The 22,150-nt window shown below is 61.7% G+C and carries 16 protein-coding genes; 3 read left to right on the top strand and 13 right to left on the bottom strand.

Annotation, left to right across the window (positions count from 1 at the left end):
* The first annotated feature begins 239 nt into the window (after positions 1–239).
* Together J4G38_RS18265 and J4G38_RS18260 are read left to right on the top strand one after the other, a co-directional pair.
* Entirely contained in the window at positions 240–1,571 is a 1,332-nt protein-coding gene (locus J4G38_RS18265) for a rhamnogalacturonan acetylesterase (RefSeq protein WP_210520284.1), read from the top strand.
* A gap of 69 nt (positions 1,572–1,640) precedes the next feature.
* Entirely contained in the window at positions 1,641–2,705 is a 1,065-nt protein-coding gene (locus J4G38_RS18260; protein ID WP_210520286.1) for a glycoside hydrolase family protein, read from the top strand.
* A gap of 8 nt (positions 2,706–2,713) precedes the next feature.
* On the opposite strand, the gene J4G38_RS18255 is transcribed toward J4G38_RS18260, so the two are convergent.
* The 13 genes from J4G38_RS18255 to rhaT form a co-directional block, all read right to left on the bottom strand.
* Positions 2,714–3,823 carry an ABC transporter permease gene (locus J4G38_RS18255; RefSeq protein ID WP_210520287.1) on the bottom strand — a complete coding sequence of 370 codons (1,110 nt, stop codon included), beginning with the start codon at positions 3,821–3,823 and terminating at the stop codon, positions 2,714–2,716.
* A complete protein-coding gene (locus J4G38_RS18250) occupies positions 3,820–4,929 on the bottom strand; it encodes an ABC transporter permease (protein WP_210520288.1) in 1,110 nt (369 codons plus the stop codon). Before J4G38_RS18250 ends, J4G38_RS18255 begins: the two co-directional genes overlap by 4 nt.
* A 146-nt stretch (positions 4,930–5,075) precedes the next feature.
* Complete coding sequence (locus J4G38_RS18245) at positions 5,076–5,831, bottom strand: ABC transporter ATP-binding protein (protein ID WP_210520290.1); 756 nt, start codon at positions 5,829–5,831, stop codon at positions 5,076–5,078.
* Positions 5,812–6,762 carry an ABC transporter ATP-binding protein gene (locus tag J4G38_RS18240; RefSeq protein WP_210520292.1) on the bottom strand — a complete coding sequence of 317 codons (951 nt, stop codon included), beginning with the start codon at positions 6,760–6,762 and terminating at the stop codon, positions 5,812–5,814. The genes J4G38_RS18245 and J4G38_RS18240 overlap by 20 nt, the downstream gene beginning before the upstream one ends.
* A gap of 12 nt (positions 6,763–6,774) precedes the next feature.
* Positions 6,775–7,731: an HlyD family secretion protein gene (locus J4G38_RS18235; RefSeq protein WP_210520293.1), complete on the bottom strand. Its 957-nt coding sequence runs from the start codon at positions 7,729–7,731 to the stop codon at positions 6,775–6,777.
* Between the two features lie 16 nt (positions 7,732–7,747).
* Complete coding sequence (locus J4G38_RS18230) at positions 7,748–9,034, bottom strand: TolC family protein (protein ID WP_210520295.1); 1,287 nt, start codon at positions 9,032–9,034, stop codon at positions 7,748–7,750.
* A 59-nt stretch (positions 9,035–9,093) separates the two neighbouring features.
* Positions 9,094–9,720, bottom strand: a complete 627-nt coding sequence (locus tag J4G38_RS18225; protein WP_210520297.1) for a TetR/AcrR family transcriptional regulator — start codon at positions 9,718–9,720, stop codon at positions 9,094–9,096.
* 158 nt (positions 9,721–9,878) lie between these two features.
* The gene (locus J4G38_RS18220; protein ID WP_210520299.1) at positions 9,879–12,743 is read right to left on the bottom strand and encodes a glycoside hydrolase family 2 protein; all 2,865 of its coding nucleotides are present in this window, start codon (positions 12,741–12,743) and stop codon (positions 9,879–9,881) included.
* Between the two features lie 177 nt (positions 12,744–12,920).
* Positions 12,921–14,666, bottom strand: a complete 1,746-nt coding sequence (locus tag J4G38_RS18215) for a hypothetical protein (RefSeq protein WP_210520301.1) — start codon at positions 14,664–14,666, stop codon at positions 12,921–12,923.
* A 118-nt stretch (positions 14,667–14,784) separates the two neighbouring features.
* Positions 14,785–15,600 carry a GDSL-type esterase/lipase family protein gene (locus J4G38_RS18210; RefSeq protein ID WP_226163542.1) on the bottom strand — a complete coding sequence of 272 codons (816 nt, stop codon included), beginning with the start codon at positions 15,598–15,600 and terminating at the stop codon, positions 14,785–14,787.
* A 160-nt stretch (positions 15,601–15,760) separates the two neighbouring features.
* Positions 15,761–16,531: a rhamnogalacturonan acetylesterase gene (locus tag J4G38_RS18205; protein WP_210520305.1), complete on the bottom strand. Its 771-nt coding sequence runs from the start codon at positions 16,529–16,531 to the stop codon at positions 15,761–15,763.
* 79 nt (positions 16,532–16,610) lie between these two features.
* Positions 16,611–18,566 (bottom strand): rhamnogalacturonan lyase, encoded by a 1,956-nt coding sequence (locus J4G38_RS18200; protein ID WP_210520307.1) that lies wholly within the window; start codon positions 18,564–18,566, stop codon positions 16,611–16,613.
* An 82-nt stretch (positions 18,567–18,648) separates the two neighbouring features.
* A complete protein-coding gene (rhaT, locus tag J4G38_RS18195; protein WP_210520309.1) occupies positions 18,649–19,737 on the bottom strand; it encodes an L-rhamnose/proton symporter RhaT in 1,089 nt (362 codons plus the stop codon).
* 243 nt (positions 19,738–19,980) lie between these two features.
* Between rhaT and J4G38_RS18190 the strand changes: the two genes are divergently transcribed.
* Entirely contained in the window at positions 19,981–22,089 is a 2,109-nt protein-coding gene (locus J4G38_RS18190; RefSeq protein WP_210520311.1) for a bifunctional aldolase/short-chain dehydrogenase, read from the top strand.
* Positions 22,090–22,150: the final 61 nt, after the last annotated feature.

The raw sequence follows: 22,150 nt of genomic DNA, 5'->3' as shown, positions 1-22,150 counted from the left end.
CTACCATCCGGCCCATTGCCTGGAAAAAGAAGTAGCCCCGACCAGTTGAGGGGCCGAGGCTACGCAGGATGAACCCAAAGGCTCTCCTTAAAGGCGCCTAAAGGTAAAAAAACTTGCTCACTTCCTTGCTTTTTAACACAGTATCTCCTGTACTCTGCCGGGCATGACAGTGCAGGTATGCATCGGGCGAAGCCGCCGGTACTTTTAGCCCATAAGCTCCTTTACACCCGCTCCGCCCCATGAAAAAAAGCTTCCTGGCTGCCGTTGCCACGGGCACATTGTTGGCTTCAGCCGCCGCCGCCCAGGCTCCCCAAACCACGTTTAAGTTCGATTTTGGCCCCGGCAAAGTTGCGCCCGGCTACCAGCAGGTGCTGCCCACGGCCGCGTACTCCGATGCCAGCGGCTATGGCTTCGATTTCGGCACCACCGTCACGGGCACCGACCGCGGCGGCAAAGATGCCCTGCGCAGCGACTTCGTGAGCAGCAAACAGCCCTTTTACTTCTCCGTCGATTTGCCCGAGGGCAACTACAACGTGACCGTGACCTTGGGCGATGCCAAAGGCGCTTCTTCCACGTTCCTCAAAGCCGAATCCCGCCGCCTGCTGCTCGAAACCACCGCCACCAAACCCGGCCAGCTCCTCACCCAAACCTTCACGCTCAACGTGAAGAGCCGCCGCATCAACGACACCGAGACGGTGAGCCTCAAGCCCCGCGAGCTGCACAAGCTGGACTGGGACGACAAGCTGACCCTGGAGTTCGACGGCGCCAATCCCTGCCTGGTCGCGCTGCAAATAGTGCCCGCCCCGCAAGCCGTAACGGTTTTCCTGGCCGGCAACTCCACCGTGGTGAACCAGGACGACGAGCCCTGGGCGGCCTGGGGCCAGATGCTGCCGCGCTTCCTCAAGCCCGGCGTGGCCGTGGCCAACCACGCCGAATCGGGCCTCACGCTGGGCAGCTTCCTGGGCTCGAAGCGCCTGGCCAAGGTGCTGCGCGTGATGAAGCCCGGCGACTACCTGTTCATCGAGTTCGGCCACAACGACCAGAAGGACAAGGGCGAGAACGACGGGGCCTGGAAATCCTACTCCGAGCGGTTGCACCTCTTCGTGCAGGAAGCCCGCAAGAAGGGCGGCATTCCGGTCCTCGTCACCTCCACCAGCCGCCGCACCTTCGGGGCCGATGGCCGGATTGAAAACAGCCTCGGCGACTTCCCCGCCGCCGCCCGCAAAGTGGCCGAAGAAGAGAAAGTGGCGTTGATTGACCTCAATGCGATGTCGGCGAAATTCTACGAAGCTTTGGGGCCGGAAGAATCGAAAAAGGCCTTCGTGCACTACCCCGCCAACACTTACCCCGGCCAACCCCAGGCGCTGGCCGACAACACCCATTTCAACCCCTACGGCGCCTACGAGCTGGCCAAATGCGTGGTCGAAGGCATCAAAGCCAACCAGCTGGGCCTGGTGAAATTCCTGAAAAACGACACGCCCGCCTTCGACCCCGCCCGGCCCGATGCGCTGGCCAACTGGGGTTGGCTGGACAGCCCGCGCAGCGCCGTGACCAAGCCGGACGGGAATTAAGAGCCAGCAATTCCGGCAGGTCATGCTTCGGCTGTGGAATGTGCTGCGTGACGGTCAAAATTTGGCTCAATGAAAATACTCCATCGTTTCCTGTGCCTTGCCCTGCTGCTTGCGCCCGGCTTGGCCGGGGCCCAAAAAACTGTTGCAGCAACAGCTTCAAAAGCTACTGTCTCCGCCAACGCTGCCGCTACTTTTCCGGCACCCAAGCCGCTGTTCCGCGACCCGATTTATGACGGGGCGGCCGACCCGGTACTCATCTGGAACACGCAGGCGAAGAAGTGGTGGATGTTCTACACCAACCGCCGCGCTACCGACACCACCGCCACCGGCGTAACCTGGGTGCACGGCACGCGCATCGGCATCGCCGAATCGGGCGACGGCGGCACCACCTGGACCTACCGCGACACGGCCAACATCGGCTACCGCCCCGACCCCGGCTACACGCATTGGGCCCCTGATATTGTGGAGGATAAGGACGCCTATTACATGTTCCTGACCTACGTGCCCGGCACGTTCACCGATTGGCAGCATCCGCGCGTCATCGTGCAGCTCACCAGCACCGATTTAACGAACTGGAAGTATGTGCAAACCATGCCGCTCGTCACCGATAAAGTTATTGATGCCAGCATCTTCAGGCTGCCCGATGGCACCTGGCGGCTGTGGTACAACAACGAGCGGGACCATAAATCCATCTACTACGCCGACAGCCCCGACCTGCGCCACTGGACCGACCTCGGCCGGGCCCTGAACGAGCGCGGTGAAGGCCCCAAAGTATTCCGCTGGCACGAGCAGTACTGGATGATAATCGACCAGTGGAAGGGCATGGCCGTCTACCATTCCGACGACCTGCTGCACTGGCAGCCCCAGCCTGAACGCATCCTCGAACTCCCCGGTCAGGGCCGCGACGACCAGGCCATCGGCGGGCATTGCGACGTGGTGGTGAGCGGCAGCCGTGCCTTTCTGTTCTACTTCACCCACCCCGGCCGCAGCAAGGCCAGCCCCGCGCCGGCCAACAGCATTGCCGCAAAACGCAGCGTGATTCAAGTGACGGAGCTGGAATTTAAGGACGGTAAACTGACCTGCTACCGAGATAAACCAACGTTTGTGCAGCTGCTGTCGCCGCCGAAAAAATAGTGCCGTCCTCAGGTGGTTTTGCGGTAGTTGAGCATGGCCCAGGTGTTGAGGACCACGGCGAAAATGGCCTCGTAGCCCAGCTGGTGCGACACGTCGCGCAGGCTGCTGCCCTTCAGAATAATCATGCGCACGACTTCGATAAAGTGCGTCACCGGCGAGCAGTAGGCGATGTAGCGCGCCCAGGGCGGCATGCTGTCGAGGGAAGTGAACAGACCGCTCATGAGGATGAAAATCATGATGAAGAAAAACGCCACGAACATGGCCTGCACCTGCGTTTCGCTGTAGGTCGAAATCAGCAGCCCGAAGCCCAGCAGCGCCACCAGGTACACGCCCGCAAACAGGTACAGCACCGGAATGCTGCCCACCGGAATGATGCCGTAGAGCACCCGCGCAATGGTGAGCCCAATGGTGAAAACCACCATGCCCAGCACCCAGAACGGAATCAGCTTGCCGAGAATAAACTGCCACTTCCGGATGGGCGACACGTTAATCTGCTCGATGGTGCCGATTTCCTTTTCGCGCACGATGTTGAGGGCCGTGAGGAAGCCGCCCACCATGGTGAGCAGCAGCACCAGAATGGCCGGCACCATGAAGAAGCGGTACTCGCCCAGCGGGTTGTACCAGTTCGAGGACGTGACGTCGATGGCGGCGGCCGGCGCGGGGCTCTGCCACTCCAGGCGCACGGCCTGGTTAAAATCGCCGATGATGCGCGTGAGGTAGGCGCCGCCCAGCCCGGCGCGGGTGCCGTTGATGGCGTCCACGGCCAGGGAAAGCTGCTGCGAGCCCTCGCGCACGAGGTTGCGCTCGAAGCCGGCCGGGATTTCCAGCACGAGGTCAGCGGTGTTGGCTTCCACCAGTCGCAGGCCCTGTTTGAACGACGGGCTGGCCGCCACAATGCGGAAATACCCCGACGAGCCCACCTTGGCAATCAGCCGGCGCGAGTAGCTGCTGTGGTCGTTGTCGACCACGGCCAGGTTGATGTTTTTGACGTCGTAGTTGGCCGCCTGGGGCATGATGACCAGCTGAATCGAGGGCAGGATAAAAATCACGGCCAGGATGCTTTTGTCGCGGAAAATCTGCCGGAACTCCTTACGCAGCAGGAAAAACAGGATTCTCATGCCAGTCGAATGTTAAAGTTGCGCAAGCTGATGCCCAGCAGGGCCACCGACATGCCCGCGAGGATGAGCGTTTCCTTCCAGATGGCCCCAAAGCCCAGGCCCTTCAGCATCACGGCTTTCACGATGAGGTAGTACCAGTGCGCGGGCACGACATTGGGCGCCCAGCGCAGAAAAACGGGCAGGTTTTCCAGCGGAAACATGTAGCCCGTGAACAGCAGTGTGGGCAGCATCATGCCCATCATCGAAAGCAGCATGGCCATTTGCTGCGTGGAGGTGACGTTGGAAATCAGCAGCCCCAGCGACAGGCAGGCGATGATGAAAACCGTGGTTTCGAGGTACAGCAGCAGCACGCTGCCCCGCACCGCCACGTCGAGCACGAACACCGACAGCAGCAAAATCAGCGTGAAATCGAGCAGCGAAAGCACCAGGTAAGGCACCGCTTTGGCAATGAGCACCAGCAGCGGCCGAAACGGCGACACGAGCAGCACCTCCATGGTACCCAGCTCTTTCTCCCGCACAATGGCCACCGACGTGAGCGTGGTGCACACTATCATCAGCACCAGCGCCAGCACGCCCGGAATGAAGTTCAGCGAGCCGTTCATGTCGGGGTTGTAGAGCATCCGCGTTTCGGGGATTATCTGGTAGGGGAGGGGCCCGGCGGCCTGGTTCAGCTCCTGTTGGTAGTCGCCGATGATGGCCGTGAGGTAGTTGGTAATGGTGGTGGCCGTGTTCGGGTCCGATGCGTCGGCGATGATTTGCAGCTGGCCGTGGCCGGTGTGCAGCAGGTCGACGTTGAAATTGGCCGGAAACACCAGCGCGGCCTTGATGGTATTGCGCCGAAAGGCCGTTTCCATTTCCGGGTAGCTCAGCACCGCGCGCTGCAACCGGAAGCGCGTGCTGCCCTGCAACTTGCTGATGAGCTGCTGCGAAGCATTGTCCCGCGCAAAATCCACCACCGCAATGTTGATGTCCTTCACCTCGCTGCTCAGCGCAAAGCCGAACAGCAGAATCTGCACCGTGGGCAGGCCGAAGAGAATAAGCAAAGTGCGCCGGTCGCGAAAGACGTGGTAAAATTCCTTGCGAATGAAGACGAGTAGCTGTTTCATGGTTTTGAATTCAGAACGTCGTGTTGAATGGCACATCAGTCCGTCATGCTGAGCGGGAACGTCATGCTTCGGCTGCGCTCAGCATGACGCGCGTTTTTCGTTCGGTTCTCGTTTGATTCTCATTCGTTCGTTTCCTTGACTTCTCTTCACTCCCCGCGCTGCGCCCCGCGCGCCAGCTGGTAAAACACCTCGTCCATCGAATCGGCGTGGTACTGAAGCTTCAGGTTGGCGGGCGAATCCAGGGCTTCCACGCGGCCATCGACCATGATGGACACGCGGTTGCAGTATTCGGCCTCGTCCATGTAGTGGGTCGTGACGAAGTTGGTGATGCCGCGGTCGGCCGCCGCGTAAATCAGGTCCCAGAACTGCCGGCGGGTCACGGGGTCCACGCCGCCGGTGGGCTCGTCCAGAAACACGATTTTGGGCTCGTGGATGATGGCCACCGAGAAGGCCAGCTTCTGTTTCCAGCCCAGCGGCAGGCTGCCTACCAGCTTCTTGGCTTCCTTGTGCAGGCCCAGCGTGGTTATCAGCTCTTCGCTTTTGGCCCGGAGCTGCTGGTTGGAAAGGCCATAAATGCCGCCGAAAAACTCGATGTTTTCGAGGATGGTCAGGTTCTCATACAGCGAGAATTTCTGGCTCATGTAGCCGATATTCTGCTTGATTTTTTCCTGTTGCCGGTACACATCAAACCCCGCCACCGTGGCCTGGCCCGCCGACGGGTACGACAGCCCGCAGAGCATGCGCATGGCCGTGGTTTTGCCTGCGCCATTGGCCCCCAGAAAGCCGAAAATCTCGCCCTGCGCCACGGAAAGCGTAATCTTATCCACGGCCCGAAAGTCGCCGAACTGCTTGGTCAGCTCGTGGCACACGATGGCCTGGGCGCTAGCGGGTGGCGGTTGCATGGGCGTTGGCCGGCGCGGCCGTCATTAAGTCGATGAATCGGTCCTCGATGCTGGGCGTAATTGGCTTTATCACGATGCCCGTGTGCTTTTTTCCGGCCAGATACTGGCGCAGCGCCTCATCATCATCCGCTTGGTCATCCCAAAAAGCAACGTGCACAAACTCGCCAAAAGCGTAGCTGCTGCGCGCCGCCGGATACGCCCGCAGGTGGTGCAGCAGCGGGTGCATGGCGTCGGCTTTCACCGCGTAAAGCTTGCCGGGATAGGCCTTTATAATATTGGCGGGCGTGTCGATGGAGAGAATTTTACCGCTCTGCATCAGCGCGATGCGCTCGCAGCGCGTGGCCTCGTCCATGTAGGGCGTCGACACCAGAATGGTGATGCCCTGCTGCTTAAGCCGCCCCAGCATGTCCCAGAATTCCTTGCGCGACACGGCATCCACGCCCGTCGTGGGCTCGTCCAGAAACAGCACCGTGGGCTTGTGAATCAGGGCGCAGCACAGGGCCAGCTTCTGCTTCATGCCGCCCGAAAGCTGGCCCGCCCGCCGCGTCTTGAAGGGCTCAATCTGCTCGTAAATCTCCTTTATCAGGTCATAGTTTGCTGCAATGGTCGTCTCGAAAAGCGTGGCGAAAAAGCTCAGATTTTCCTCCACCGTCAGGTCCTGGTACAGCGAAAACTTGCCCGGCATGTAGCCCACCGTGCTGCGAATGGCGCGGTAGTCCTTCCGCACGTCGTGCCCGTCCACGGTGGCCGTGCCGGAATCGGCCAGCAGCAGCGTGGTCAGAATGCGGAAAATGCTGGTTTTGCCCGCCCCATCGGGCCCAATCAACCCGAATAATTCCCCCGGCTCCACCGTGAACGAAACATCGTCCACGGCCAGCACGGTGCCTTTCTCGTAGGTCTTGCGGATGTTCTGCAGCGTTACGGCCCCCATGATTTCGAACGGTTACTTGATTCCAGCAGCTTGCAGCAGCACCTCGCCGTACATGCCGATTTTGAGGTAGCCGTCGTTCTTCACCCGGATGTTCACGGCGTACACCAGGTTGGCCCGCTCGTCCTTGGTCTGAATGGTTTTGGGCGTGAATTCGGCCTTGCTTGAAATCCAGGAAATGGTGCCCGGATATGCTTTAAAGCCATCTTTCCCGTCATCAATGCGCACCGTCACGGCCTGGGCCAGCCGCACCACCGGCAGCTGGTTGCCGGTGATGTAGGCGTGCAGCGTGAGCGTATCGGTGTTGGCGATGCGGTAGAGCGGCTTGCCCGGCATGGCCACCTCGCCGGCGAAGGCGTATTTGGTGAGCACAGTGCCCGTCACCGGGTTCACAATCTGACCCTTACGCACCTGCTCGGCAAACTGCGCGGCCGTTTTGCCCAGGGCGGTGCGGTTGCTGAGCACGGCGCGGTTCTGAGTGGCGGTGTTGCTCTCGGCCACGCTGATTTGCTGGCGCGTCACGGCCAGCTGGGCTTCCATCTGCGTGGTTTGGGCGTTGAGGTCGTCCAGCTGTTTTTGGGTGGCGGCATCGGCTCGCACCAGATTCTGAGTGCGGGCGCGCTCGTGGCGCAGCTGCTGGAGCTGGGCCTCCTGCACCACCAGCTGGCGGCGCGTGAGGGCCACCTGCGGCGCGGCGCTGCTGGTTTGCTGGCCCAGCGCCGCCATCGAGGCCTGGGCCTGTTCCTGCTGAAGCCGGGCCGTGGTCACGTCAATCCGGCCCACGGCGGCGCCGGCCTTCAGCACGTCGCCCTCCTTCAGGGTGAAAGCCAGAATCTGGCCGGACTGCTGGGCCGATACAATCACCTCGTCGGCTTCAAAATTGCCCGAGGCGTCGAAGTCGGGGCCGCTTTTCTGGCAGGCGGCCAGCGCCACGCAGGCAGCCGCCACAGCTAGGGTTGACAGGAATCTCATGACGAAAACGCGCTGGTTAATTGCCGGAAGTAGTTTGCTGATTGTATTGCGTCTGAAGCAGTTGCAGCTGGTGCAGCACCAGCGCCTGCCGCGCCTCGCTCTCGTTGTTCACCTGCACCACGTAGTCGTGGCTGGTGATGACGCCGTTTTGCAGCTGCGCGCTGGCCGAGGTTTTCACGGCGGCCCGCAGCGCCACCATCTGCTCGTCCTGCGCAATCAGCTCCTGGTAACGCTGCACGTCGGCGCTTTGCTGGGCCAGTGTCAGGCCGGTGTTGAACAGGAAGGTTTCGCGCTGCACGTCCACGTTCTGGCGGCTCAGGCCCAGCAGCTGCACGTCGTGGCGGTGCGTGGTGTAGAGGCTGCTCAGGTTCCAGCTCAGCCGCAGGCCCCCAATCCAGAAAAAGTCGAACTGGTTGCTGAGGAAATTGAACGTGGGCCGCCCGTAGTTTTCCTGAAAAAACGCGCTGAATTTGGGCCGGTACGCCGCCGCCAGCTGGTGCTCCTGGGCATCGAAAGTGCGCTTCTGGGCGTCGTACAGGCCTAGTTCGGGCCGGTTTATCTGCGGGGTTAGCGCCGCCACGGGCCGGGGCCGCGCCAGCGGGGTTTGCTCATCGAGCGGCTGGTTGATAAGCAGGCCCAGCATGGCGGCGTAGGCGCGGCGGATGGCGCGCAGGTTGGTCACGCTCTGGTCCACCCCCACCAGCTCGGCCTTCAGCTCGTTGAGGCTGCTGCGGAAGGCCACGCCATTGGCCAGCTGCGCCTGGGTCTTGTCCACGCCGCTCTGGATATCGGCCCGGCGCAGGGCCGTCTGCTTCAGCTGCTCCTCCACCAGTAGGATTCCGAAAAACAGCTGGTTCACCCGCTCGCGCAGGGCGTAGAGGCTCACGTCCAGGCTTTTTTCCTGCGCATCGGCATCGGCCTGGCGCACTTGCCGGGTGTAGTTGATGCCGCCGCCATCGTACAGCACCTGGTCAACCTGCCCGGAAATCCGGTACTGGTCCTTGCTGAGTTTGGGCAGCGCATCGCCCAGCGGCGAGCCGGCGGGCAGCACGCCACTGAAGTTCACCACCTCGTTCTGGTAGGTGGCCTGGCCCGAAATGCTCACCTGGGGCAGATAGCCCGTGGCTGCATTCGCCATCGAATAGTCGCGGGTCTTCTGAATCAGCGCCCGCTGCTTTATCAGCGGATAATTCTGCTGCGCCCGTGCCTGGCAGTCGGCCAGCGTCAGGGGCAGGCCGGTAGTCTGGGCCCGGCCCGCACCAGCCGAAACCAGCCATATGAGCAATGCAACTACTTTTTTCATGGGTGAAGCAAGTGTTGAAATACTATTTTAAAAACTTGTTTAACTACGGGTCAAAAAAACTACACCGCCTTCAGCATCGCCCCAAACCACTGCGGCAGCAAGCGCTTGCGCTCCTGCATCATCGCGGCAAACATGGCGTCCTCCAATCCGCCAATGACCTGAAGCAGGGGCCGCGCCACGAAAGGAAAAACCGCCAGGCCCATCAGGCTCATCACGAGCTGCAACGGGTTCGCGGGGTTGTGGTTCGCGGCCAGCTCGGCCCGCAGCTGCTCGGCGAACCGCGACTCCTGCACCACTTTTTTTACCCCAATCGTGCTCGCCAGCTTCTCGGGATTGGCCCGCAGCTCACTGAAAATGAAGAGCGGCAGCTCCGGCTGAGCCAGCAGCAAATCAATGTAAAAATCGGCAAAACGCGCCACTTTTTCCAGTAGCGAGGTCGTTTCTTCCTGCATAATATGGCGCAGCTCGCCGGCAAATTGCTGGAGCTTTTCCAGCATCACCAGGTCAAAAAGCTTCTCCTTGCTGCGGAAGTAATAGTTGAGCAAGGCAATGTTGATTCCAGCCTCCTGAGCAATGTCGCGCACCCGGGTAGCGGCGTAGCCTTTCTGCAAAAACATCTTTCGCGCCGCCTCCTTGATGCGTTCTTCGGTACTGATATCCAGGGCGGCAGCAGTAGGTTTTTTCATCGGTAAAACCAGTTGGAAAGCGTAAAGCCGCGCCGCTTGGCAGGCAGGTGACTGCAAAGATAAACGCCAGACCAACTCAATAGTTCGCCGATTTAAAAATTAATTTTAAACAGACATTTAATTTTTTTGACCTGCTACCAACGATGCTGTTTTCTTCTCTAAAATAAATCGTCCTTCGCCGGCGCGATGTAGGGCTGGGGCTTGCTGTCCGTCGGCGGCAGGCCGAAGTAGAAGTAGAGCGTGCGCTTTATTGGGCTGCCGGTGAGATGGTTGGGTTCGCTGTTGGGGCCGAGGTTTTTGGGATTGGGGTCGATGTTGAGGCCCAGCTTGGTGCCGATGGGCGGGATATTATCCAGAAAGGAAATGTCGCCGGTGGGCAGGCCCGGCGTAGGCCGGAGGCCGGTGAGGCCGTAGAAATTGAAGCGGCGGATGAACAGGCCGGGGTCGGGGCTGGCGACGAGAAAGGCGCCTTCCACGGTATTGAATTCCATCCAGGCGATGTCGGCGAAGTAGCCTTTGAACTCGGGATAAATCCAGGGCGCGGCCGCCGTTTGGGTGTTGTTGTTGGCGTTGCTCCACACGTTGAGCGTGGTGCCGGCGAGGCGATTTTTCCAGGCGCGGTAGGGGCCCTGGCCCAGCCACTTGGCCCCGATGACGAAGTTCTCGGGGTAGCTGAAGCTGAGGCCGGTGAAGGCGTGGTCGCCGGTGAGGGCATAGGCGTAATCCATTTGGAGCCAGCCGGAGGGGTGCATTTTCCAGCGCACGGTTTTGAGGTCGCCGGAGTAGGCGGCTTCCACCACTTCGCCGTCGGGCTCGGTGCGGTGCTTCAGGCCGGTGAAGGTGGCGGTGCCGGCCACCATAACCGGGCCGTTGGTGAAGGTGAGCTTGTCGCCGTTGTTGCCCTTCACGCCGCTGAGGTGGCCGTTGGCTTTGTTGAATGTGACGCTGATATTACTGGCTTTCAGGGTCAGCGTGCTGTCGATTTCGGTGACTTCCACGGCCGCTTTTTCTTTGGCTTCGAGGGCCAGCACGCCATCGAGCAGGCGGGCGTTGCCGCCGGTTTTCCAGGTCCATTTGTAGACCAGGTTTTTGGCGGGGTCGAAGGCGGAGAGGACCAGCCCGTCGTAATTCTTCCAGTCTGTGGGTAGCTCCAAATTCAGCCGGCCCGTGGCCAGCGGGGCCAGGTTGGGGCTTTTGATGCGGCTTTTCTTACCCGAAATGCTGCCCGCGAACGGGTCGCTCGGCTTGCGAAAATTCACCAGCTCCCACTGAAAAAAGCACTGGCTGAGGTTGGTGAAATGGTAACGGTTTTCGACTGCAATTTTCCCGTCGAACTTGGCGGGCAGTTCCTTCAGCGTGATGTGAATGGGCGAGAAAATCTCGCGGATGGCGAAGAAGCTGCCCTCCTTTTCGCGGTGCGGGCCCAGGAGGCCGTCGGGCGCGTTCACGCCGTTCACGTCGATGATGTTGTTCTCGTCGGTGCGCACGATGCCTTCGTCCAGCAGGGCCCACAGAAAGCCGCCGCCAGAGCGCTGGGACTTCCAGTGCAGCTCCCACATATCGGCCAGGCCGGCCCCGCCGCCGCCATCGTCCTGGCTGTGCAGGAATTCGGTGGGCATGTAAATGAGCGAATCGGCCAGAATTTTCCGGGTGCTGTAGTAGTCTTCGTAGTGGTTGCAGTCGATGCCGCGGTAGGCGTTGCCGGGCTTGTGGTGCGGGTGGATTACCGGGCGTTTCGTGAGGTCGTATTGGGTGAAAACGGCGTCCAGCTCCTTGTTGGTGCCGCCCTCGTTGCCGTTGTCCCAGAAGATGATGCTGGGGTGGTTCTGGTCCTTCTCCACCATGGCGCGCACCAGGGGAGTGCCGGCTTTGGTGCTGTAGAATTTCTGCCAGCCGGCCAGCTCATCAAGCACGTAGAGGCCCAGCGAATCGCAAAGGTGCAGGAACTCGGCATCGGGCGGGTAGTGCGACATGCGCACGGCGTTCATGTTCATCTCCTTCAGCAGCTTCACGTCCATCAGCTGGATGGAATCGTTGAGGGTGCGGCCGGTTTCGGGCCACCAGCTGTGGCGGTTGGTGCCCTTCATTTTCACCTGCGTGCCGTTCACGTAAATGCCCTTCCCGCGCCGCACCTCAATGGTGCGGAAGCCGAAGGTTTCGGTGGTCTGGAACTGGGTTTCGTTGCCAGCGCGCAGGCTGAGACGGGCGCGGTAGAGGTTCGGGGTTTCGGCCGTCCACTGGCGCGGGTTTTTGATGGTGGTAGTGAGGCGGGCGAGGGTGTCGCCGGCCGCTGCATTGGTGCTGGCGGTGCCCACGGTCTGGCCGGTTTGGTCGATAATATCAGCTTGCAGCTGGGCGGCCCGCTTCAGGTTGCGCACGTTGGCGCGGAGGGTAAACGCACCGTTGGCGCGAGCGTCAATAGCCACGTTGTCGGCGTATTGCTGCGGATGAGATTGCAGGTAAACGGGCCGGAAAATCCCGCCGAAAACCCAGTAGTCGGCCAGCCGCTCGGCGTTGTTCACCGATGGCTCGGCCGACATCTTGCTCACTTTTACTTCCAGTAAATTGGCCTCGTCAAACTTGAGCTTGTCCGTGATGTCGTATTTGAAGCGGTAGAACGCCCCCTGGTGAATGGGGCCGGCAATTTGGCCGTTCACCTTTACCTCGGTATCCGTCATGGAACCTTCGAACACGATTTCGACGCGCCGGCCGCGCCAGCTGGCGGGCACCGTGAAGCTGCGTTTGTAGAGTCCTTGCTCGTCGGCGAAACGGAAGTTTTTGCCGTAGGTTTTGTAGTCGCGGCCGTAGTTGTAGAGGCCGAAACCCTGCTGCTCCCAGCACGAGGGCACGGCGATGGTGGTCCAGAAGCCGCTTTTGCGCCCGCCGGTGCAGTAGAAATCCCAGCGTACGGTGGGATGGTTGTCGCGGCCGGAGAGGTATTGGATTTGGCGTTGAGTTGGGTGCTGGGCGCGGGTGGATTGGGCCAGCAGCAGCGTTAGGAGTAGGATGCAGAGGTATTTCATAGGCGGGTGTAGAGACGCAACATTTTGCGTCTCGTCGTTGCTGATGTGGTTATAACTGCGCAATTGGGAGCGGTACTGCGCGGTCTGGGCCGTTCAACGACGAGACGCAAAATGTTGCGTCTCTACCTCGTTCATGGTCGTTCGACGGGAGACGCGCAATTATGCGTCTCTACACGGCTAGTAATGCGTGTGGTTGACCACGGAATTCCGCAGGTACTCCACATCCTTCTTCAAATCCTTGCCGCTGTGGATGGCGCTGCGGCTGCCGAAAATGCTCAGCCGGCCCTGGCTCAGGGTGATGACTTCCTCGGCGCCCTGGCCCGTGAAATCGAATAGGTGAAAGACCATGTCCGGGAAATACAGCTCGCCGGTGCCGACGTCGTTCAGGCGGAATTTGTGCCAGAACAGCGTCGTGGAACCGTCGCCGCGCCAGTTGCCGCGCACGAAATCGGGATTGCCGTTGATGGGGTTGCCGGGCCATTTTTTTACCAAGTTGCCGGCGTTGTCAAACCAGTAGAGCTGGCTGGACAGGCCGGGCTCGTCGGCGGCGCGGTTGCCGTAGGTGCGGCCGCCGATGACGACCTGCGGGCCGGGTACGTTCTTCAGGAAATTGCCCACGGCGAGCTGCTGGCTGTGCTCGGCGGTGTTTTGCCAGATGATTTTGCCGGTCAGGGCTTCGTAGATGAACACGCCGGTTTCGCTGTTGGCGGTGGCGATGTCGAGCTTGCCGTCGCCGTTCATGTCGATGAATTTGTAGCTGTCGGCGTGGTCGTGGTTGTCGGGCAGCAGGTCGAAGCGGTTCCAGATTTCCTGGCCCTTGGTGTCGAGCAGCAGCGAGCCGACCAGGACCTCGTCGAGGCCGTCGCCATTCAAATCAACGGGATAGATGTAGTGGCCCAGGTTGTCCTTTTTGCGGTGTTCGGTGTGCTGCCAGAGGGGTTTGAGGTCGGCGGAGTAGGCGTTCACGTTTTCGGTGCCGCCCATGTCGGTGTAGGCCACCAGGTCGTTGGCGGGGCCGGCGTGCAGGTGGGCGATGGCCAGGCGGAAGTTGTTGTAGGCGTGCGGCAGGGCCTGGGTGGGCCAGGGGGTTTTGCGCAGGATGCGGCCGGTGCGGCCGTCGGCCACCACCAGCCACTCCTTGCCCTCGATGAGGCGCCAGTGCACCACTTCGGCCCGGCCGTCGTGGTCGAAATCCCAGAGCACGCCGGGGGCTTCAAATTCCGACCGCTCCTTCCCGTATTCGGTGGGGGCCTGGTAGGCCCACAATTCCTTGCCGCTGTTGTCGAAAACGTGGGCGGAAAAGTTGGGCTCCAGCACCATGAAATCGGTTTTGCCGTCGCCGTTCACGTCGCCGAATTTCACGGCGTTGGATTGCGGAATGGTGTATTGCTTCAGCAGCTGAACGTCTTCGGGCAGCTGGTAGGGCCGGATGTCTTCCTCCTTCAAACCGGCGTTTCTGCTCAGCACCAATACGTCCACCGCCGCGCCCATTTCAATGCGCGTGAGCTTGACGTAGGCCGGGCCGGCAGGTAGCTCAAACGTGCCGCCGGCCTGCCAGCTCAGCGGGCCCCGCCCAAAGTTTTCGGCCGTCACCTTATCGTTGATGGCCACTTTGAAGCCAGTGTTTTTCTCGCCCTGGCTGCGCACGAATAGCGTGTAGGTGCCCGCTGCTGGCACTTGCACGCGCACCTGCATATTGGTTTTGGATTTCAGGACCAGGGCCGTGTTGTTGAAAATCCAGGGGGCGTGGAGCTCATTGGCATCAGCAATGACGTTGCCCCGAGGAATTTCCTGGATAAAATCCGACGCCGGGATGATGACCGTGGCCGGCAGCGGCGCGGGCCGGGCGGCGGGCGTTTGGGCACCGGTAGCTAAGTTTCCAAAGCAGCACAGGAGTGCGGCCAAAACGGCAGGTTTCTTCATAAGCGGCAGCGCCTGGGGCGGCTGTTGAGGAATTAGCGGTGGACGTGAGCGCTGGAGCATCGAAGGAACGGCCGGGACCAGCGGCAAGCCTCCTGTACTGTGCTGCCAACGGTTCGCGCTACTTCTTTAAATACTTGCTCAGCGCCAGCCCCTTCGTTTCCTTAATGCCCTCCGCCACGGTGGCTGCGTTCAGCTGCGCACCGGCCTCGATGGTGTGGGTGTGGTCTTTGGAAGTGAAGTACACAGTGCCCACTTTGGCCTCGCCCTCGCGGTCGTATTTATCGGCCACCAGCTTGTTCAAGTCGATGAAATAGGCCCCGCCCTGCTGGGCGGCTTCGGCGGCCCATTTGGTGTAGCCGTTGGTGGCGCGGTTCACCTTGCCGTCCTTCCAGCCGTTGCGCGGAATGAGGGAACAGACCACGGGCGTGGCCCCTTTGGCCCTGGTTTCGGTGATGACTTTGCGCAGGTACCAGCCGTAGCTGTGCACCACTTCCGGCTGCCTGGTGAGGGGGTTGAAAATGTCCTGGCTTTCCTCGCCGTTGCTTTTGATGGTGCCGCGGGCGCGGGCGGTGTCGGCCAGCGCGCCGTCGTCGTTGTGGCCAAATTGCATGATGACGAAATCGCCGGGTTGAAGCTTGGTCCGCACGGCTTCCCACAGGCCCTTGGTCTGGAAGGTGCGGCTGCTGGTGCCGCCCAGCGCGTCGTTTTCCATGCGGATGCGGGTGGTGTCGAAGTGCGCGGGCAGGTAGTTGCCCCAGCCCCAGAGGCCGCCGTCGCCCTTGCCCTTGCCGTTTTTCACGGTCGAGTCGCCGATGAGGTAGAGGGTGGGTTTCCGGGGTGGGCGGCTGGTGAAGGCGGCTAGTAGCAGGGCCACCAGCAGCAGGCCGTAGGTGAGGCTGGCGCGGAGGGGCAGGGCGGGTTTGGAGGATTTCATGGGAGGGGGATTTATTAGCCCGTCATGCAGCGCGCAGCGAAGCATCTCGCATGTGGTAGTAATTCAATCGATTAGTTTACTGCTGCACGCGAGATGCTTTGCTGCGCGCTGCATGACGTTCTGATTGGTCGTTCAACCACGCGGACTCGCAGAGTCCACGCTACAGCTTCTTCAGGTACTTGTTCAGCGCCAGCTTCTTGTTGCTTTTGATGCCGTCCACCACCGATTCGGCGTTCAGCCGGGCACCGGCTTCGTTGGTGTGGGTGTGGTCGCCGGGGAAGAATTTCTTCACTTCGTCCGGCCCCAGCTTCTCGTATTTCAGGGCCGTGATGTCGTTCAAGTCAATGAAGGCCACGCCTTCCTGCTGGGCTACTTCGGCGGCCCACTTGCCGAAATCGTTGCTGGCCCGAATGACTTTTCCATCCTTCCACTCGTTGCGCGGAATCATGGAGCAGACCACCGGCGTGGCCCCTTTGGCCTTGGCTTCGCGGATGAATTTGCGCAGGTACCAGCCGTAGGTATTCACGGTTTCGGGGTGGCCGTCGGGCCAGACCAGACTTTTGGTGTCCTCGCCGGTGCCGCGCAGCACGCCGCGCCGGCCGGCCTTGCTGGTATCGGGCGGGCTGCCCTCGTTGTGGCCGAACTGCATCATCAGAAAATCGCCGGGCTTGATGGCGGCGATGGTTTTCTCCCAGCGGCCTTCCGTGATGAAGGTGCGGGTGCTGCGGCCGGCCTTGGCGTTGTTGCGCACCTTCAGCCGCGTGGTGTCGAAGTAGGTGCTAATGGCGTTGCCCCAGCCCAGCTGCGGCGGGGTGGGGTTGTTCACCGTCGAGTCGCCGATGAGGTAGAGGGTGGGCGGCGGACTGGGCTTGCCGAAGCTGGCGAGGAGGAAAAGCAGCGCTGCGCAGGCCAGCAGGGTTTTGGTTTTCATAGTTGAGGGAGTTCAGAACATCATGCAGAGCAGAGCGCAGCGGAGTCGAAGCATGACGTTCGGTTTTTGCGTGACGTTCTCAATTAACCTCGCCTTTCATGCCTTCGCCGAGGAAAAAACCGGGATGCGGCGGCTGGTTGTAGCCCACGTTCTCGCGGGCCACGCCGAGGCGGTAGGCACGGTCCTGCATGAGCGTCACCAAGCGGTGCGTGGTGGGAATGGTGGTGCTGAAAATGAGCAGGGCCGAGTTGTCGGCCGTGCGCCAGACGACCTCCTCGCGCCAGTCGCCCAGCAGGTCGGCGCTGAGGCAGGGCGTGGCTTTGCTGCCGTTGCAGGAGGCTGCGTTGAAGGTTTTGCCTTCCAATAAAGTCGAGAGCTGGCCGGCCTGGTAGTCCCACTTTTCCACGCGGGTGTCATTCAGCAGCTCGCGCAGCAAATCCCCGTCCCACCACAGGCCGAAATTGACCGAGCGCGGCGCGGGGCCGATGCGCTCGCCCTTGCAGCTGAGCAGGCCCAGCTCGGGGTTGCTCACCCATAGTTCCGCGCCGGGATAGCGCGGGTCGATGTCGGCGGCCAGGCCCCGGCCCACATCCTGGCCAGGCAATTGCGAGAAGAGGATTTTGCCCGTGCCGGCGGCGTAGAGGGCGGCGCCGGGGCCGGCTTCATAGCCGGGCACTTTCTCTTCGTTTTCGTGTACGCCCCAGGCTTCGAGGCCGGGCAGGCCGGGGTCGAAGTCGCTGACGTGCAGGGCGTCGCCGTGGCGCAGGTTGGTGGTGTAGCGGCCGGTGCCGTTGTCGTCGACCACCATCGCGCCGTACACGATTTCGTCCTTGCCGTCGCCGTCCACGTCGTTCACGCTCAGGCCGTGGTTGCCCATGCCGGAGAAGGGGTTCTGGCCATCTTGCGAGTCGAAGACCCAGCGCGAGGTGAGCAGGCCGCCGCGCCAGTCCCAGGCGGCGAGCACGGTGCGGCCGTAGTAGCCGCGGCACATCACCACGCTGGGGTGCTGGCCGTCGAGATAGGCCACAGCGGCCAGGAAGCGGTCGGCGCGGTTGCCGTAGCGGTCGTTGCCGCCATTGCCGCCGATGCCGCCCCAGGTGCCGATGTCGCCCCGGGCGGGCAGGTAGTCGGTGGTGGCCAGGGCCGCGCCGGTCCGGCCATTGAACACCGTGAAGTATTCCGGCCCGGCCAGGATGCGGCCGTACTTGCTGTCGCGGGCGGTGGGCACGCCGGGGCCGTCGCTGGGCACGGTGAGGGAGCGGTAATCCTTCTTCGCATCGCCAATGACTTTGCCCGCGCCGTCCACCGTGCCGTCGGCGGTTTTGCAGGCCATTTCGGCCTTGCCGTCGCCGTCGAGGTCGTACGCCATAAACTGGGTGTAGTGCGCCCCGGCGCGGATATTCCGGCCCAGGTTGATGCGCCACAGGCGGGTGCCGTCCAGCTTGTAGGCATCGAGGATGACGGGGCCGGTGAGGCCGCCCTGGCTGTTGTCGCGGGCGTTGGTGGGCTCCCATTTGAGCACGATTTCGTACTGGCCGTCGCCGTCGAGGTCGGCGGGGCTGGCGTCGTTGGCGGTGTAGGTGTAGGCGCTGGTTTCGGGGCCGCTGCTCACCGTGCCGCCGGGCGGCGGCTGGAGCGGCAGGCGCAGGTAGCCATCGGTCCAAACCTTGGCCGTAGCCGAGGCATCGGCAGCTGCTTTGGGGGCTAAAGTGCCGGCCACGCGCACGAAGTAGCTGGTGGACTGGCCCTTTTTGGCGCTGGCGTCAAGCCAGTTGGTGCCAGCGGTCAGGGGTTTGTCGTTCAGCTTGACGGGGGCGACGGTGTCGGCCTGGCGGTACACGTCGAAGGCTACGGTGGGCGCATCATTTGCCAGCAGCCGCCAGCTAATGAACACCCTTCCATCAGGTTGGGCAATGGCCACCACGCCGCGTCCTAAGGCTTCGGACTGGGCCTGGGGCGCGGCGGGGGGCGTAACTGGAAGGGCCGCTCCCAGTAGTCCGATAGCCAGTAGAAGCAACTGTAAACGGTGAGCCATAATACGCGGATGGAACGGGCTAATGTTTAGCATGCAGAGGGAATTGTTGCATCGGCGGCGCCAGTTGCCAGGACGCGTCCGCCTATTCCGTCGCGCTGACCGCCGCGGTGTCCTGGGCCGGCTGGCTGTGCTCGGGCGAGCCCAGGTAGTTGCCGTAGCCCACAATTACCGTGGAGAGCACCACCGCCACAATGCCCAGCGACACCGTGCGCATGGTGGTGCGGTTGGCCCCGCGCCACTCGTGCAGCAACAGGCCCCACATGCTGCTAAAGGCAATGATGAAGGCCATGTGCAGCGTCCAGCCCGAGAAGCGGTAGGCGCCCATCTGGCTGTCGCCCATGCCGTAAAAGAAGAACTGGAAGTACCACGTCGTGCCCGCCAGGGCGCAGAACATGATGTTGCGCAGGGCCGGGTAGGAGGGGTTCAGGTAGTCGGTGTAGGTGTTGTTCTTCAGGTTGAGGTACACGCACCAGATGGCATTAGTAGTGAGGCCGCCGGCCAGGATGATGACCAGGATGGCGTTGTTCACGAACAGCGGGTTGGTGCCGTGTTCGGCGGCCAGTTTGGCAATGGGCTGCCCGGCCGTGAGGCCGAACGAGAAGCAGGCACTCATGATACCCGAAAACACAGCCACCATCAGGCCCTTGCGCAGGTCAAACTCCGCGATGGATTCCTGCTTTTGCTCCGTGGTCAGCGTCTTTTCTTTCAACAGGCCCGCCCGGCCGCAAATCAGAATGCCCAGCACGCACACGCCCAGCCCCAGCATAATGTACCGGCCCGAGGCCGAGGCCACCAGCTCGCCCATCTTGCCCTCGTAAATAGGAGGAACCAGCGTGCCGAACACCGCGCACAGCCCCAGCGTGACGGCCATGCCCAGCGACAAGCCCAGATACCGCATGGCCAGCCCGAACGTGAGCCCGCCCGTGCCCCACAGTATTCCCCAGAAATACGCCCAGGCAATAGTAGAATTGGGTGCCTGGTGCAGCACCTCGAACAGGTGCGGCACGGTGAGGTAGCCCAGCACCCACGGCGCCACCAGCCAGCTCACGATGCCACCCACCAGCCAGTAGCTTTCCCAGGCCCAGCCGTTGATTTTCTTGTAGGGCAGGTAAAAACTGCCGGAGGCGAAGCCGCCGAGCGCATGAAGGATAACTCCCCAGATGACAGCCATAGTAGTTAGGATTTTAGGCAAAGCTGCCGGGTTAGTGAGTACAAACCTTCCTGTGCTCTCCTGAACGCGAAGTAACGGCCAAATCCTGCGGTGAAAACGCCCTCACGTTTCAGTTCTGCCCCGCGGCACAATAATTTTTATGGCAAGCAGGAGAGTGCAGGAGGTTGGCCCTGGCTCGCCCCGGCACCTTTGTAAAAAAAGCAACTATCCCGTTTTCTGGTTAACTGAAACCGAAGCATTATCATGGAAAAAACCCTCACTTTCCAGCACGTTAGCTACCTCTGGGACGAGGCCAAGGCTCTGGAAATCAGTGCCGACGAAGTCGCGCTGTTCCTCTACCGTTCGAACCTGCTCGGCGCCGACCTGCGCCTGACCAACTACGCCGGCGGCAACACTTCCTGCAAAATCACCGAAACCAACCCCGTCACCGGCGAAGCCGCCGAAGTCATGTGGGTAAAAGGCTCGGGCGGCGACATCGGCACGCTCACCAAAGCCGGCTGCGCCAACCTCTACGTGGAGAAGCTGCACCAACTCAAAGGCCGCTACCGGGGCCTGGAGTTCGAAGATGAAATGGTGGGCCTGTTCGAGTACTGCCTCTTCGACCCCAAGTGCGCCACGCCCAGCATTGATACCCCGCTGCACGGCCTGCTGCCCTTCAAGCACATCGACCACCTGCACCCCGATGCCCTGATTGCCATCGCGGCCAGCAAGGACGGCGAGGCCATCATGAAAGAAATCTGGGGCGACACCATGGGCTGGCTGCCCTGGCAGAAACCCGGCTTCGACCTGGGCCTGCAGCTGGAGAAAATCGTGGCCGACAACCCCGGCCTGCGCGGCGTTATCCTCGGCGGCCACGGCCTGTTTACCTGGGGCGATACCTCGTACGAGTCCTACCTCAATACGCTCGAAGTCATCGAGCAGGCGGCGACTTACCTCGAAGCCAACTACGGCAAGAAAGGGCCGGTTTTCGGCGGAGAGAAAAGCGCCCAAACCCTGGATGCCGCCGGCCGCCGCACCGCCGCGGCTGCCGTAATGCCCGTGCTGCGCGGCCTGGCATCGGGCCACCGCCGCATGCTGGGCCACTACACCGATGACAGCCGCGTGCTCGAATTCGTGAACTCGCACGACCTGGCCCGCCTCGCGGCCAAAGGTACCAGCTGCCCCGACCATTTCCTGCGCACCAAAATCCGCCCGCTCGTGCTTGATGCCGACGTGATGCAATCGGATGCCGCCAGCGTGAAAACCTACCTGGAAGGCCAGTTTGAAGCCTACCGGAAAGAGTACGCGGCTTACTACGAGCGCTGCAAGCACGCCAACTCACCCGCCATTCGCGACCCCAACCCGGTCATCATCCTGTGGCCCGGCGTGGGCATGTTCGCCTTCGCCAAGGACAAGCAGACCGCCCGTGTGGCCGCCGAATTCTACACCAACGCCATCAACGTGATGAAGGGCGCCGAGGCCGTGAGCACCTACCAGGGCCTGCCCGAGCAGGAAGCCTTCAACATCGAATACTGGCTGCTGGAAGAAGCCAAGCTCCAGCGCATGGCCCCGCCCAAAGCCCTCTCGGGCAAGGTGGCCTACGTGACGGGCGGCACCGGCGGCATCGGCAAAGCCATTTGCGAAGAGCTGCTCAAATTCGGCGCCTGCGTGGTGGCCGTGGACCGCGACCGCCTGGAAGAAACCCAGACCGACCTGCGCAGGCAGTTCGGCAAGGACAGCGCCATCACCGCGCCCATCGAAGTAACCAGCGCCGAGAGCATTGCTGAGTCGCTGAAAGCCGGCGTGCTGCAGTTCGGTGGCGTCGACATCATCGTGAACTGCGCCGGCCTGAGCATCAGCAAGCCCTTGGCCGAAACCACGCAAGCCGACTGGGACATCCTGAACGACGTGCTCGTGAAGGGCCAGTTCCTGGTGAGCCAGGCCGCTGTCACCATTCTGCGCCAGCAGGCGCTGGGCGGTGATATTGTGAACATCGCCAGCAAAAACGGCCTCGTGGCCGGCCCCAACAACGTGGCTTATGGCACGGCCAAAGCCGCCCAGCTGCACATGAGCCGCCTGCTGGCCGCCGAGCTGGGGGCCGACAAAATCCGCGTCAACACCGTGAATCCCGACGCCGTGCTGCGCGGCTCCAAAATCTGGGAAGGCGACTGGGCCGCCGGCCGCGCCAAAGCCTACGGCATCACGGTGGAAGAGCTGCCCCAGCACTACGCCAAGCGCACGCTGCTGGGCGAGGAGCTGCTGGCCGAAGACATCGCCAAAGCCGTGCGCGTGTTCGTGGACGGCTCGCTGAGCAAATCCACAGGCAACGTGCTGAACGTCGACGGTGGCGTGGCTATGGCCTTTGTTCGCTAGCCAGCAATGATTTATCAGCACGTCGTGCTGAGCTTGTTGAAGCTTCGCTACTGCTTAAGTA

Origin of the sequence: Hymenobacter terricola, from assembly GCF_017921975.2 — a bacterium.
GTDB lineage: Bacteria > Bacteroidota > Bacteroidia > Cytophagales > Hymenobacteraceae > Hymenobacter > Hymenobacter terricola.
This window is presented reverse-complemented; position numbering and strand designations above follow the sequence as displayed.